This window comes from Pseudomonas sp. 22490, from assembly GCF_052044465.1.
GTDB classification, from domain to species: domain Bacteria; phylum Pseudomonadota; class Gammaproteobacteria; order Pseudomonadales; family Pseudomonadaceae; genus Pseudomonas; species Pseudomonas aeruginosa.
Genome location: NZ_JBQENS010000016.1, coordinates 142,024 through 157,014, shown reverse-complemented (window position 1 = coordinate 157,014; position 14,991 = coordinate 142,024). Strand labels below are relative to the sequence as shown.

General features: G+C 59.8%; 6 protein-coding genes and 1 pseudogene. 4 read left to right on the top strand and 3 right to left on the bottom strand.

What is annotated here, in order from left to right:
- Positions 1-128 precede the first annotated feature (128 nt).
- Both istB and istA read right to left on the bottom strand, forming a co-directional pair.
- Positions 129-884 (bottom strand): IS21-like element ISPpu7 family helper ATPase IstB, encoded by a 756-nt coding sequence (istB, locus tag ACTJJX_RS19195; RefSeq protein ID WP_045107743.1) that lies wholly within the window; start codon positions 882-884, stop codon positions 129-131.
- A gap of 17 nt (positions 885-901) precedes the next feature.
- Positions 902-2,416 (bottom strand): IS21 family transposase, encoded by a 1,515-nt coding sequence (istA, locus tag ACTJJX_RS19190; RefSeq protein WP_146537839.1) that lies wholly within the window; start codon positions 2,414-2,416, stop codon positions 902-904.
- A gap of 128 nt (positions 2,417-2,544) precedes the next feature.
- Here istA and ACTJJX_RS19185 point away from each other — a divergent pair, with 128 nt between their 5' ends.
- Positions 2,545-4,434, top strand: coding sequence for a hypothetical protein (locus ACTJJX_RS19185; RefSeq protein ID WP_440782015.1), 1,890 nt, complete (start codon positions 2,545-2,547; stop codon positions 4,432-4,434).
- Between the two features lie 127 nt (positions 4,435-4,561).
- Here the strand turns inward: ACTJJX_RS19185 and ACTJJX_RS19180 are convergent, their stop codons facing one another.
- A complete protein-coding gene (locus tag ACTJJX_RS19180) occupies positions 4,562-6,718 on the bottom strand; it encodes a hypothetical protein (RefSeq protein ID WP_023082727.1) in 2,157 nt (718 codons plus the stop codon).
- 357 nt (positions 6,719-7,075) lie between these two features.
- Here ACTJJX_RS19180 and ACTJJX_RS19175 point away from each other — a divergent pair, with 357 nt between their 5' ends.
- The 3 genes and pseudogenes from ACTJJX_RS19175 to ACTJJX_RS19165 all read left to right on the top strand — a co-directional run bounded on the left by ACTJJX_RS19175 (position 7,076) and on the right by ACTJJX_RS19165 (position 14,942).
- On the top strand, positions 7,076-13,741 hold the full coding sequence (locus ACTJJX_RS19175; RefSeq protein WP_023082728.1) for a DUF3320 domain-containing protein: 6,666 nt from the start codon (positions 7,076-7,078) through the stop codon (positions 13,739-13,741).
- Positions 13,742-13,844: 103 nt separating this feature from the next.
- A pseudogene (locus tag ACTJJX_RS19170) lies at positions 13,845-13,991 on the top strand (DUF4236 domain-containing protein); the annotation flags it as partial.
- 144 nt (positions 13,992-14,135) lie between these two features.
- Positions 14,136-14,942 (top strand): hypothetical protein, encoded by an 807-nt coding sequence (locus ACTJJX_RS19165; RefSeq protein ID WP_003150525.1) that lies wholly within the window; start codon positions 14,136-14,138, stop codon positions 14,940-14,942.
- The last annotated feature ends 49 nt before the right edge of the window (positions 14,943-14,991 follow it).

Below are 14,991 nucleotides of genomic sequence, written 5' to 3'. Positions count from 1 at the left end.
TGCGGATTCCACACCATCCGGCCACCCAGTCCACGCTCATCTGGCCAGGCATTCCACGGCCATCTGGCCACCTGTTCCACGGCCATCCGGCCGGGCAGTCGGAGCGCAGCGACGCAGGGGTGGCATTGTTAGTCTGAGGTGCCCGGCGTCGTCAATTTCTGCGTCCGTTTGCGCATTGATTCACCCTTCAGATTGATCCGATAAGCGTTGTGCACCAGGCGGTCGAGGATGGCGTCGGCCAGGGTCGGGTCGCCGATCAGCTCGTGCCAGTTGTCCACCGGCATCTGGCTGGTGACGATGGTCGAGCGCTGGCCGTAGCGGTCGTCCAGTAGCTCCAGCATGTCGCGCCGCTGTTCGGCGGTGAACGGGGCCAGGCCCCAGTCGTCGAGGATCAGCAGGTCGGTCTTGGCGTAGCTGCTCATCAGCTTGGCGAAGCGGCCGTCGCCATGGGCCAGACCCAGTTCTTCCAGCAAACGTGGCAGGCGCAGGTAGCGCACGCTGTAGCCCTCCCGGCAGGCCTGGTGGGCCAGGGCACAGGCCAGCCAGGTTTTACCGACACCGGTGGGGCCGCCGATGATCAGGTTGAGGCCGTCGCGCAGCCACTGGCCACTGCTCAGTTGCAGGATCAGCGCCTTATCCAGTCCGCGCGGGCTGCGGTAGTCGATGTCTTCGAGGCAGGCGTTGTGCTTGAGCCGGGCCTGGCGCAGGCGGCTGCTCAGGCGCTTGTCATCGCGTTCGGTCAGCTCGCGGTCGACCAGCAGGCCGAGGCGTTCTTCGAAGCTCAGGCTGTCGATGTCCGGGGTTTTCAGTTGTTCATTCAGCGCCTTGAGCATGCCGTGCAGGCGCAGGGTTTGCAGCTTGTCCAGGGTCGGATGGGGCAGCATGGTGGGATTCCTTGGGGTCAGTGGTAGTAGGCGGATCCGCGCAGGTTGGCGTGGTCGTCCGGCAGCAGCGGCAGGTTGGTTTGAGCTAGCGGCAGGTTTTCCAGCCCCTGGCGCAGGATCGATTCGAGGCTCTTGTAGCTGCACGTGCCGAGGCTGATGGCGCGACGGCAGGCCAACTCCAGACGCGCCTCACCGTGGGTTTTACCCAGGCGCAGGATGCCCAGGCAGGCCCGGTAGCCCTGCTGCGGATGGATGCGCCGTTCGAGGATGTGCCGGATCACGCCGGCGGTGTTCGGCCCGGTCTGCTCGGCCCAGCGGATCAGCCGTTGCGGCGTCCACTCGGCATGCTCGCGATGGCTCTTGGGCATGTGCTCGGCCTGCGTGCTGTGCCTGCCCTTGTGCATTGAGCGCAGGTGGCTGGCCACTCGCTGGTTGGCGTGGAAAAACTCGACGGTGCGCGCCGTCAGGCGCACCTCCAGCTGCTTCTTCACCAGTTGATACGGCACCGAGTAGTAATGCCCATCGACCTCGACGTGGTAGTCGATGTGCACCCGCGCCTTCTTCCACTCGGCGTAGACGTAGGGTTGCTCCGGCAGGGGGCGCAGCGCCGGACGATCCAGGCTGTCGAAGGCCGACTGCCGGGAGCCCGGCAGCTTCTTGAACGGGCGTTGGTTGAGCCGCTCCAGCAGCCCGGCGATGGCCGTGTTGAGTTCATCCAGGGAGAAGAACTGCCGATTCCTCAGTGCGGCGAGGATCCAACGCTCGACCACCTGCACGCCGACTTCGGCCTTGGCCTTGTCGCGCGGTTTGCGTGCCCGCGCCGGCACCACCGCCACGCCATAGTGCTCGGCCAGATCGCGGTAGCTGGGGTTGATGTCCGGCTCGTAGCGGTGACTCTTGCTCACCGCGCTGCGCAGGTTGTCCGGCACCACGATCTCCGGCACGCCGCCGAGGAAGGCGAAGCAGCGGGCATGGGAGCCTAGCCAGTCCGGCAGCTGCTGCGACCAGGTGGCTTCGGCGAAGGTGTAGCTGGACGCGCCGAGCACCGCGACGAACACCTGCGCCTGGCGGATCTCGCCGCTGTGGCGATCGATAACCGGCACCGTCTGGCCGGCATAGTCGACGAACAGCTTCTCGCCGACGCGGTGCTCCTGACGCATCACCACGTCCAACTTGCCCTGCCAGGCTCGGTAGTGCTCACAGAACCAGCTGTACTGAAAGCCCTGAGGCTGGCTCAGGCGGTACTCCTGCCAGAGCAGCGCCAGGGTCACCCCGGGGCGGCGCAGTTCGGCATGCACCCATGCCCAATCGGGTAAAGGCCGCTTCTCACTGGCAACCGCCGGGGCCGGCGGGAACAGTTGCTGCTCCAACTCGGCATCGGACAACGAACAGGGCCAACTGAGACCGCTGGCGGCAAAACGATTGAGGTAGTCGCCGACGGTGACACGACCGACCTGCACGCTGACCGCAATCTGGCGAGCCGATAGTCCGACCTCGAACTTGAGACGTAGTACTTCGCGAATCTTACGCATGGATAAACGCTCCACGACGACCTCTCTGCTTCGAAAAAGAGGTCGATGGTAGTGAAGAAATCCTGCGTTACTGCCTGCCCGGTTGAGTGGCCGGATGGCCGTGGAATCAGTGGCCGGATGCGCGTGGAATGGGTGGCCGGATCACCGTGGAATCGGTGGTCAGATGCTCATGGAATGGGTGGCCAGATGACCGTGGAATCCGCATCGAAGGGCCGCATGTGCTGCGCATCCTGAACGCGCTGAAGCCCGCGCAGTTCAAGGAGCAATTCCCCCGCGTGCTGGCGGTGCTCACCGAGCAGGACGAGGAAAACGTACTCGCTGCAGCCGAGAAGTTGCAGCAGCAAACTCACGGCTGGAAGAACATCGTGCGCTATCGCGAGTTGCGCTTCGAAAAAGCGTTCGCCGATATGAGTACCCAATTGGGCAAGATCAGCTTTGAAGCTGTGCATCTTTCGCTCGATCTGACAAAGGCGACCATGAAAGCCTCGGATTATTCGTACTTTATGGAAGCTTGGGATGACTCGTTCCTGAGCAAGGTCAGCAGTAAAGTGGGCGGCACGGCGTATACGATTGGCCGCAGCTCCTGCCTCTCCTCACTTAACGAGATGCGCAAGAAGATCAGTGAACTCATCTCTGGGCATTCAAGCACGCTGAATCAGGGTAATCGCGTGCTGACGCGATGGGGCCTGCCCTCAATTACGTTCAAGGACGAGTCCGGCTATGCCGATTTCGAGCTGGATAATTCCGCCACGAACGAGGATTGGTACGACCAGTTCAGTCACTTCGAACGCCAGTTGGACGACACACTGACTTCCTTCTCCGAAGCCTGCACCGATGTTGCCAACCAGCTCGACCTGTTCGCGGAAGGTCGATTCGACGAATCAGTGGTTGAACGCAAAGAAAAACAGCACGCCGAACGGCTCGACCAGCAACAGCAGGAAAAATTGGCCAAACAGTCGGTCGTTATCGAAAAGGACGGCCATGATCATCTGTTCAGTATTGAGTGGCGCCAGGTAGAGCACCCGCCCTGTGATCCCGAGAAGATTCAGCACATCAAGACCGATGGCACCACCTGGCTAATAGTTGACAACGACGACCGGCTCTATCGGAGCCTCGACCGTGAGCACTGGCACACCGTGCGTCTCAGCGCTTCCGAAGACTCACCGCGCATCAGCAAATTGGATATTGTGAGCGGCATGTGGATCGCCGTGGCGGGCTATAGCGAAGGCTTTTATTACTCCCACGATGCGCAAAACTGGAAACAGAGTCACTTCCCGGACGTACCTGGCTACGAATTCACCCGCACCGAAGAAGTCTGCTACTTCAACGGCCTCTGGCTCTGGCGCTTCAAGGAGAGCAAGGAATACTCCTACATTGAAAAAGGCCTGATCTTCGATTCGACCAAGACCGGCAACTACGACAAGATAGCCGTCTTCTGCACTGCGAATCTCGACAATCAGTGGCAGCGCTGGGAAGACACACCGAGCCTTCCGGAAGGCGTCGTGGTGGAGAGCCTCCAGTCATTACCGAACGGAAACACCCTGCTCGCGTTCTGTAAGTACGATTGGCTCTACAAGACGTCGAAAAAGAAGAACAACGCATCCTCCTTCGTCAGCTACTTTATTGCCGGAAAAGGCTGGCGAACCTGCACGTGGGCCAGCGAAGACGATAACTACGATGCACCGCTCATCACACGTATGGGCCTGAAGCTGTTGTGCTTCTACTCGGACCACGTTATGGCGTCCGAAAAAAATGGCTACGAGTGGAAGCTTCAATCCAAGGACATCCGCATCAGTACCTGCGCCCATTTGCAGAATATGAGCCTATTTTCGACACGCTGGGGCAGCGAAACGCTCTACGTAAGCCAGACAGGGGAATCCTTTGCGGAGCTGGTGCTCGAAGAAGGCACCTGGAAACACATCGCCGCTAACGAGCAAGGCACCCTGAGCGTCTACTCGCCGAACAAGCATGAAACCTTCCTGCGAAGTGGCAACTACATCTGCCAGCCGAAAGCGTAAGCGGATCAGGTGCCAGAAGTAGGCAGAGTGTAGGTCATAGCCTGCAAAGCATCGTCTTTGCAGGCTATGGTCGCCCCTAGGATGCGCGATGCCAACGCCCCCCGCATAAGCTATTGCTACTCAAGCACTAGCAGATGCCTCGCCACAGCTCATCAGACTCGACAACAGCTATGAATCGGCCAGCAGTAAATCCGTCAGGGAACAATGAGCACCGACCTTGCTCGTCATCAAACTGATCCACCGGCCGGAGGAGTTGCTTCTCGTCCCGCAGAACTACCTCCAGTGCCTCACGAGATAGCACCCTGAACCCATCGACTGATTGCCCATCGAGCTCAATAGAAGTATCGACTATCCAAGCCCGCAGATCAGTCTCAGTGCACTGGCCGCTGTAGCCCAACCTGAAGCGCAAATCTTGATCAGCCACCAACGCCCTTGCTACCGCGGTACGCTTGCGTCGCAGCTGCCAAGCGGCCTTACGCAAAGTATTAGTGCGATGCAACCAGACCTCATGAGTGGTCGAGCGGATATACCCCGACTTAACCTCCATAAGCAGCAGTACGCCATCACGCTGGCAGATCAAATCCACCTCGCCGGCGTCATCCTCTTCTGTCACAGGCGGCCGATATCCCACCTCAACAGCAAAACCTCGTTGCCGAAGGCTCTCGGCCAGCGCCAGCTCCACTCGTTGAGTTTCTGCTTGCACATCGGCTCTGCGGGCATTCACCCGCCGCAGGTTATTGATGGCTGCCGTCAGGTTGTTCTGCTGCGCGCCAACCCAGGGGAACTGAAAGCTGTAGCGGCCGATTTTGTAGAAGGGCTGCTCATATAGGCGCGGCGCAGGCATCCCTGGCTGCTGCTTCAGTAGTTGCTGAGATAACGCGCTGAGGTCGCTGGTCCAGAATCTGAGAATGGCCTTGGCTGAATCGGCGCTGCCTCGCGGATGTTCCTCGCTGACCGTCCAGCCTTTAATCCTGCGGATCTTCTCTTCCTCCTCGGACCAAGTCATGGGGAACCTGTTTTCCCCCGACAGCATGCCATCCATGGCCAAGCGGCCAAGCGCATGGGCAAGCACGCCCGACTCTCGAAGGTAGTCTTGGAATGGTTGAATGAACTGGCTCTGAAAGAAAACCGAGGTCAGCTCGCTCGCCAGCAACACGTGATGAAGCTGAACCTGGGTACCATTACTGAGAGAACGCCGATGACCCAGGCCGTAAATCTGCTGCAACTGCAGCTCGCTGCGCATCGCCTTGATGTAGGCCAACTGATTCAGCTCATGATTCTCCGGCGAGCCGATCATTTGTTCGGCCAGGCCGGAGTTGACGAATGCCTGCACGGCACGGCTCATCCAGTAGTGCCAAAGCAGATCGCTCTTGCGCCCGGTTCGCTGCCACCGCTCTGTTCCCGCCTCCGACTGGTTATAGATAACCAACTCGCCCGGCTTTAGCTGGTAACGGCACTCCGGATCGAAGCAGAACCAGTCAATCGAACCTTCGTAGTCGATCCGCTCTTGGGTTGCCGCAATCAGAACAGCTAGCCATTCGAGGTTTTCACGACACCTGGCTGCGTCCGCGGTGGACGATTCAGGGAAAATGACCGGTGACAGGTGGCGCTTCAGCGACTGCCCGAGTCGTGACTCGTTCAGGCGGAAGTCCTGCTCAGGACAAGCCCGGAGTTTCCTCAGGATAATGCGGTTGTAGACCTGCCACTGCTGGCCGGAGCGATCATCGGGGGCATCTTCGGCAAATGCCTGATAGGCCAGCACGCTGAGGTAGGCAATCAGCTCCAGCAGGGACAAGTGCTCGAGCTGTTTTTCAGCGTTACCAATCAGCTCATCAAAGGGCTTGAGCTGATCCAGCAAACGGTCACAGACACCGAAGAATACCTGCCACTCTCCCCCCACGAGCGCTGCACGAAGCGCAAGCCATAGCGGCGAAGCAGTACGCTCAAACAGCTTCGAGTAGCGGATTGCCCATCTGAGCGTGTCCGGGGCATGACTGGCCAGCTCCAGCAGTAGCTCGGCGCTGACTGCATTGTCGAAGTGCAGCACCCGACTGAGGGCAAGGCTTGCCAGCTCGGAGCGAGCGACCGCCTCCGCATCATGCCAGAACGGTGCTGAAGCCAGGCCAGTCGCGCGGTCAAGTGCAGAGAGGTTTTTACCTGCAGGCCGTTGATCCAGGAAATGATGCAGGCTTTCATCAAGAGCACGCCCCTTGCTGAGTGCCGGCTGATTCCTTTCATATACCGACTGGTAATGCTGCCGGCATCGTTTCCCTCTCTCAGTCATCCCACTGCACTCGCACCAGCTTCAGATTCCTGGCCAGAGCCTAAACCACCGACCGACCAGGACTCCAGGAGAAACAATGCCTCTCAAGTGACTAGGCGCAGACTGCATGTTGCGGAACTAGCCGAGCGCTTGGGAGTGTCGGTGCATAGCCTTTACAGCCGAATCTCACGAATGGTAGATAGCCAGTTCAAACTGCCACGCGATACAGCTCGTCAACTCAACCCTTTGGCCACTCGCCATCATCCGTCCAAGCCAGATAGGATGAAGCGATGTAGGGAAGCGCGCGCCGGGGGTAGGCCCGTCACGAGAGTTTTCCGCCGCCTGGCCACTTCGCTAGGTTTGGACAAGGAGATCGAAATGAGTGATGAGGTTATTCAGCAGCCAGGTAGCGAGCTGCCTCAGGATTCGCACGCCATCGTAGAGGCTATCGAGCCGGAGGCGATAAAGACCGTCCGCATTCAAGCGACGCTGGTCGCCAAGCTCAACCTGGCCGACTTCCAGAACTCGGTACCGGTGATTCGAGAGCTGCGCCTGATCAACGACAGTGATCAGAAGTACAGCAGACTGGAGCTTCAGCTCCTTTCCGACCCTCTCGTCTTCAAGCCCAAGACCTGGCATATCGACGCGCTGGGCCCTGGCACATTCCTTCCCATACCAGGGCTTGATCTGCAGATCGATGGTGCCCTGCTTGCCCGGCTTACTGAAGCAGAGAGCGTGGCCGTCACCTTTGTTCTGACGTCCCTGGGCAATAGTGACGAAGAGCGCCAAGAAGTCACCCGTCTTGAACTCACTCTGGAGCTACTCCCTCGCAATCAATGGGGCGGGTTATCCCATCTTCCCGACATGACCGCGGCCTTCGTCCAGCCTAACGACCTCGCGGTTGAGCGGCTGCTGAAGAAGGCCGCGGAGTTACTGCGCGACCAAGGCAAGAACCCCGCGCTGAACGGTTACTCCAGCGGCTCAGCGCACGCCTGGGAGATTGCATCGGCGATCTGGGCCGCGGTCGCGTCCCTAAAACTAGACTACGCCCTCCCCCCAGCTAGTTTCGAGCAGTTCGGCCAGAAAGTGCGCAGTCCAAGCCACATCCTCGAGAGTGGCCTGGCGACGTGCTTCGACTTGTCGTTGCTGTTCTGTGCAGCGCTAGAGCAAGCAGGCCTGAACCCGCTGCTGATCTTTACTCGAGGCCACGCATTCTCGGGCTTCTGGCTCAAAGCCGAGGAGTTCTCCAACAGTACCGTCGATGACATCACCGCGCTGCGCAAACGCATGAAGCTCAACGAGCTGAAGCTGTTTGAGACCACACTGATCACCCAACCCAACATCCCGTCACTGTCCTATGCCATAGAGCGCGGTGCCCAACATCTGGCTGAGGGCCAGGAGCAGGAATTTGAGCTCGCCCTGGACATCCGGCGTGCCCGGCTGCAGCGGATCAAACCACTGGCCACTACAGAGGCAGCTCCTGCTCTTGGTACCGCTAGTAGTGAGCAGAACCAGGCTGGCCAGGAACTACTCATCGACTTGCCACCCGAACTGCCTGACGAGGCCCCGGTTGAAGTTGACGTTGCGTCACTAGATCCCAAAGATCGCCTCGCCCGCTGGCAACGCAAGCTGCTCGATCTGTCCTTGCGTAACAACCTGTTGAACTTCAAGGCCGGCAAGAAAGCGGTTCGCTTGGAGGCACCAGATGCCGCGGCGCTTGAGGACATCCTCGCCAGCGGACAGCAGCTCAAGCTGCACACACGCCCTGACCTGATGGATGGTGCTGACCCGCGCGATCAAGCCTTGCACGAAGAAAGGGAACGCGAAGACCTTCGACGTCAGCATGCTTTGGATGCATTGAAGCGCAATGAAGTGTTCGTAGGCCTGCCGGTCACTGAGCTCGATGCCCGCCTCACCGAACTCTATCGGGGAGCCCGCACGAACCTGCAGGAAGGCGGCTCCAACACGCTGTTCCTCGCGCTAGGCTTCCTGACCTGGACACGTGAGGACAGAGAAAGCCAACGCTATCGAGCGCCGCTAATACTGGTACCGGTAACGCTTGAGCGAAAGAGCGCTCGTGCAGGCTTTACTCTGGTGATTCACGACGACGAGCCACGCTTCAACCCAACCCTGCAGGAAATGCTCCGTCAGGACTTTGAGCTAAGTCTGGGCATCGGAGATGGCGCGCTGCCGAAAGACGACTCAGGTCTGGATGTCGCGTTGATCTGGAGAACGGTTGCCCACGCGATCAAGGACATCAAGGGCTGGGAGGTCAGCGAAGATGTCGTCCTGTCGATGTTCTCGTTCGCCAAATACCTGATGTGGAAGGACCTCTCGGAGCGCTCTGATGCGCTGCGCCAAAGCCCCGTGGTCAAGCATCTGCTGGATACCCCACGCGATGCATTCAACGGCGGCGGTGGTGGGGCATTCCCGGAAGAGCGGAAGCTGGACACGCAATACAGCCCTCAGCAGGTCTTCTGCCCTCTTCCCTCTGACTCGTCACAACTCTCCGCGGTGCTGTCGGCAGCACAGGGACGCGACTTCGTTCTGATCGGGCCACCCGGCACCGGCAAAAGCCAGACGATCGTGAACATGATTGCTCAGTTCATTGCGCAGCAAAAACGCGTACTTTTCGTCTCAGAAAAGATCGCCGCGCTCGATGTTGTATACCGGCGCCTACGCGAGGTAGGCCTGGGTGAGTTTTGCCTCGAGGTTCACTCGAGCAAGTCGAAGAAAACCGAAGTCCTTGCCCAGCTGCACTCCGCCTGGGAGGCCCGTGGCACTGCTGACGCAGACACATGGCAGGCCGAGGCACAACGCCTGCAAGGGCATCGTGATGTGCTGAACCAGTATGCCGAGAGACTGCACGAGCGCTACCCCAATGGGTACACGATCTATGATGCCATCGGCATCGTCAGCACCAATCAGGATGTCGCTCCGATTAATCTCGCGTGGACATCGCACACGCAGCATCAGTCCGCGGATCTACTCGCTAAGCGGGAGATCGCCGATCGCCTGGAAGTCAATGCTCAGGCGGTCGGTTTCGGCACGCTGAACCAACACCCGCTGCATCTGATTGGTAACAACGATTGGTCTCCAACCTGGCAGCACCAGGTGATCGAGGCGGCACGTGAGCTCGGCCCTGCCATCCATGCGGTGCAAAAGGCCAGTGAGCGTTACATCCAAATGTCCGGCCTACCCTCGCTGCCAGCCAATATCAGGACGCTCAAAGGACTGGCCGCGTTGGCGAAGATCCTTCCCGCCGCCGCAGGACAGAACTGGAGCTTCGTGCTCCGTCCCGATGCCCGTGCAATCGGGCAACGTCTGGATGCAGGCCTGAAACTCATCGAGCAACACCGCACGCTCAACCAGACGCTCCCCGCATTCTGGACATCCAGTACGCTGGAGGAGTGCCAACGCGGACTGGGACTGCTGGCCCGGCATGCGGAGCTCAGATCTGGTCTGCCCCAACCCTGGCCAGTAGCGAGCATGATTCTGCTCAACCAGGGCCTGGAGACCCTTGCAGAGGTTGCACGAGTCACGCAGACGCTGTCCGTGGGTTACTCCGATGCCATTGAGGCACTGGATGTCCGTGCTCTGCTGCAGGAGTGGGATCAAGCCGGCAAATCGATGTGGCCGAAATCCTGGCTTGTCCAACGCAGAATCCGCGGGCACGTGGTGAGCACTCAATCGACGCCGGCGCCTACGACCATTGCGGAAGATCTTCAGCTCTGGACCACCATTCGTGAACTCCGCGCTCGCCTCGACGCCATTGATCCAGGGCCCTCTTCCAGCGCTGTATGGAAGGGTCACAACACTGACCCAGCCCTTCTGTCGGTGGTCATGCGCCTGCAGGCTTCGCTCGCTGCGTGCGTTGAAGGCCGTGCTTGGTCAGACGACGGCTTCGACCTCATCAGTCAGGGGCAGGCGGGCCTCGCACTGAAGGAAACGCTAGAGCGAATGCGAGACGTCCGGGCGCTCGAGGGTGAGATTTCCACACTCAACCCACTCACCCCCGCGACAGGATCGCTTTGGGCCGGACTGCAGACCCAAACCAAAGCGCTCAACGCTGCGCTGGCCTTCCAGCGCGCAAGACGGTCTATCCAGCAGGAAGGACGCCTGGAGGACGAGCATGAGCTCGTTGCTAGCGGCGCCTGTGGAGAGCGGCTCCAAGGTGAGCTGAAAATTCTCCGGCAGCGAGAAGCCATCGAGCGAGAACTAAGCGACCTGGCAGACCTGCGAGAACTGACATCCGGTCTGTGGCTGGGCCTGCATACGAAGGAAGACACGGTCTCCCGCGTACTCAAGTTCCACGCCCACCTCGCCAGCGCCATCTCTGCCCTTGTGCAAACACCAGAACATGTCGAGGGCGTCAAATCAGCGTTGGGGCGTTTGCTAGGTGACGCCAATGCCCTGCTCGAGCCCGAGGGTCAGTTGGCCCAGGCCGGCGGGCAGTTGCTGGAGTCGCTTGATAAGTACGTCGCGCATACGCAGAAGCTCGTCGACGCCGGGCATTTCTTGGCCGAGGACGCGGCCGACTTCACGGAGCAGGAGCTGAGTCAGCAGCATGTGCAGTGTGAGCAGATCGTGCAATCCGGCAATGGCCTGCACGCCTGGTGCGCCTGGAAGAAAGCATGCGATGAAGCATCCGCTCTCGGCCTGCTTCCGCTGGTCGATGCGCTGAAAGCAGGGCAGGTTCCACAAGGCTCTGTGCGCAAGGCATTCGAAACGAACTATGCCCGTTGGTGGTTGAACACGGCCGTTGATCACGAGCCTGTCATTCGCACATTCGTGAGCGTAGAACACGAGCAGCGCATTCGAGACTTCCGTGCCCTGGACGACCGCTTCACCGCGCTGACCCGTGATTTGCTGCGCGCACGCCTGTGTGCCGAGCTCCCCACACAGGACTCGGTGAGCAAGAACTCGGAATGGGGCGTCCTTCGGCACGAAATCACGAAGAAAACGCGCCACCTTCCGCTGCGCGAGCTGATGTCCAAAATCCCCGATGCCCTCACCAAGCTGACGCCGTGCTTGCTGATGAGTCCGCTCTCCATCGCCCAGTACCTGGCAGCGAACTCCAGCGTCTTCGATGTAGTGATCTTCGACGAAGCCTCACAGATTCCGGTATGGGATGCGATCGGCGCCATCGCTCGTGGCAAGCAGGTGGTGATGGTTGGCGACCCCAAACAGCTCCCCCCGACCTCCTTCTTCGATCGTGCTGAATCCACCCAGGATGACGTTGATGTCGAGGCCGACCTCGAAAGCATTTTGGATGAATGCATCAGTGCCAACCTGCCGATCCGCAACCTGAACTGGCACTACCGTAGTCGACACGAAAGCCTGATTGCGTTCTCGAACCAGCGCTACTACGAGTCCAAGCTGGTGACCTTCCCCTCCCCTGTTACAAATGATCGTGCCGTCAGCCTGCACGTCATCAACGGGGTGTACGAGAAAGGCTCTGCACGTACCAACCCTGCAGAGGCCAAGGCATTGGTCGCTGACCTGATCGGCCGGTTGCGTAGCCCTGGGTTCAAAGAGAGCAAGCTGACCATCGGCGTCGTGACATTTAACGGCGAACAGCAAAAGCTGATCGAGGATCTGCTCGACACCGAACGCCGAAAAGACCCGGCGCTGGAAAGCTACTTCTCGGAGAGCGAGCTTGAACCCGTCTTCGTGAAAAACCTGGAAAGTGTTCAGGGTGACGAGCGCGACATTATGTACTTCTCGATTACCTACGGCCCCGATGCTGCAGGCAACGTTGCCATGAACTTCGGCCCGCTCAATCGCACGGGAGGTGAGCGTCGGCTCAACGTCGCCGTCACCCGGGCTCGCCATGAACTTCGCGTCTTCAGCACCCTGCGAGCCGAAAAGATCGATCTAGCACGCACACAGGCCTTGGGCGTCCGCGATCTCAAGCACTTCCTCGAATTTGCCGACCGCGGTGCTCGCGCACTTGCAGGAGCCGATACCGGAAGCCTGGGCGGATACGACAGCCCCTTTGAGGAAGCCGTTGCGAACGCGCTTCGTCGCAAGGGCTGGCAGGTCGTCACCCAAGTCGGTGTGTCGTCGTTCCGAATCGACCTGGCGGTTGTCGATCCCGATGCGCCTGGGCGCTACCTCGCCGGCGTCGAGTGCGATGGGGCGACCTACCACCGCAGCGCAACAGCCCGTGATCGGGACAAGCTGCGCGAGCAAGTGCTACGAGGTCTAGGCTGGGAGATTCTGCGCATCTGGTCGACCGACTGGTGGATCGACGCCCCGGGCACTGCACAGAAAACCCATGAGCACCTTGAGGCCCTGTTGGTTGAAAGCCGCCAGCAACGTGCCGCCCGTGAAGCCGAGGAGCAATTGGTCGCGAATGCCGCGCAATACCAAGCTTCGCTGAACGACAACGTTAGAGAACTCCCTCTCGACCGCCCCCAGCTCAAAACGCCCGATGAGTCTGAGGAACTCGACGCCGAGACCGAGGCGATCGAAATACCGAGCGTGCGCTACGCCGATACGCAGGCAGACGCCACACGCACCTCGACTACCTTCCCTTACTACCGAGGGAGCGACCCGCTGAGCGCCGTGGAAGGCGTGGATCCGGATGCATTCTTCGATGCGCGCTATGACACTGTCCTGGCGATGATGATCAAACATGTGATCGACGAGGAAGGCCCCGTCCTCGATACCTCGCTCGCCCGCCGAATCGCCCGGGCACATGGCTGGACTCGTACTGGCGCACGCATTCGTGATCGTGTCGTCAGCGTGGCCGATCGCGTACACCGCAAGGTTGAAGAGGACGCTGGGCACTTCTATTGGCCCAGCCGCTTACCAAACTGCGAAGCCGTGGTGTATCGCCGACCGGCAGACGCCGATAACACTCGGCCAGTCGATGAGATCTGCAGCTTGGAGCTCCTTGCCTTGGCACGTGCATTGGCAGACCAAAGCCTCATCGGCGAAGGCTTGCTCTACGCCATGGCACGAGAGCTCGGACTGAGCAAAGTCTCGGCATCAACCCGAACCAGGATCCAAGGAGCGATCGACCAGCTGTTCTCCTGAGCAGTTGGTCGATCACTTGGGCACAGCGTTAGCTGCGCAAGAAGACCGTACGATCGAGGGATGCCCCCACTGCCAGGGGGCAATTTCAAAGCCCGGAGGGAACATGGGATTGTCAGTGCGTAAGTCAGTGAGAGTGGGCCCGTTTAGGTTCAACCTCTCGAAGTCTGGAATTGGTGTTTCCGCCGGCATCAAAGGCCTCCGGGTTGGAACCGGGCCCAGGGGCAACTACATCCACATGGGACGCGGAGGCTTTTACTACCGCCAAACCCTTCCATCCAATAGCTCGGCCCCTCCCATTGCACCACCCAAGCCGGTGAGAGCACCCACCCCAGTAGCCGACACCCCATCGCACACGCACGAGCCCCTCAAGGAAATCGACAGTGGCGAAATTGGCTTGATGGTGGACTCCTCATCGCAAGCCCTCGTCGACGAGCTGAATACCAAGCGAAAGCGCTTGCGCCTTTGGCCCTTCGTCGCCGCCCTCACCGTCGGCGCGTTTGTCCTCTCGGCGAAGCAGCTGCCACCCTGGGCATTGCTTACCCTGCTCATCATTGGCGGCCTGCTAATGGCCGTAACGTACTACTGGGATCTGCTGAGAAAAACGACGGTCATGCTCTACGACATCGAGTCGGAATTCGCCGGTGTCGTCGAGCAATTGCATACCGCCTTCGACGGCGTTCGAAGCTGTCGCGCAACCTGGCATCTTCAGGCTCAAGGGAAGGTGCTTGATCGCAAGTACCACGCCGGCGCCAGTCACCTGGTGACCAGAAGCTCGATCGCACTCGGACTGCAAAACCCGCCCTTCGTCAAAACCAACGTTGCCACCCCCAGCATCCCCGTGGGCCGCCAGACCCTCTATTTTTTCCCGGACAAGGTGCTCGTGTTCGAAGCCAACGGGGTCGGCGCGGTGTCCTATGAAAACCTGCGAATCGACATCTCTACGACGAACTTCATCGAAGACGGCGCCGTCCCGAAAGACGCCGAGATCGTCAGCAGAACTTGGAAGTTTGTGAACAAAAAAGGCGGCCCAGACAGGCGTTTCAAGAACAACCGAGAACTGCCTGTTGTGCGCTATGAGGAGGTTCAGTTTTCGAGCAACACCGGCTTACTCGAGCGCATCCAGATCTCCTGCGTAGGACGCACATCCAGCTTGGCCCAAGCTATCGGCAGCATCGGCAGAGCAAAAGGCGAGCGCCAGTAGCCATTGCGTAGTTGCTACCACGTCCGCAGCGACGAGACGAAGGAGCGGG

Coding starts and splice junctions, on each gene's coding strand:
- ACTJJX_RS19175 (WP_023082728.1), top strand. CDS start 7,076: ATGAGTGATGAGGTTATTCAGCAGCCAGGTAGCGAGCTGCCTCAGGAT.
- istB (WP_045107743.1), bottom strand. CDS start 884: ATGCTGCCCCATCCGACCCTGGACAAGCTGCAAACCCTGCGCCTGCAC.
- istA (WP_146537839.1), bottom strand. CDS start 2,416: ATGCGTAAGATTCGCGAAGTACTACGTCTCAAGTTCGAGGTCGGACTA.
- ACTJJX_RS19185 (WP_440782015.1), top strand. CDS start 2,545: ATGGGTGGCCGGATCACCGTGGAATCGGTGGTCAGATGCTCATGGAAT.
- ACTJJX_RS19180 (WP_023082727.1), bottom strand. CDS start 6,718: ATGACTGAGAGAGGGAAACGATGCCGGCAGCATTACCAGTCGGTATAT.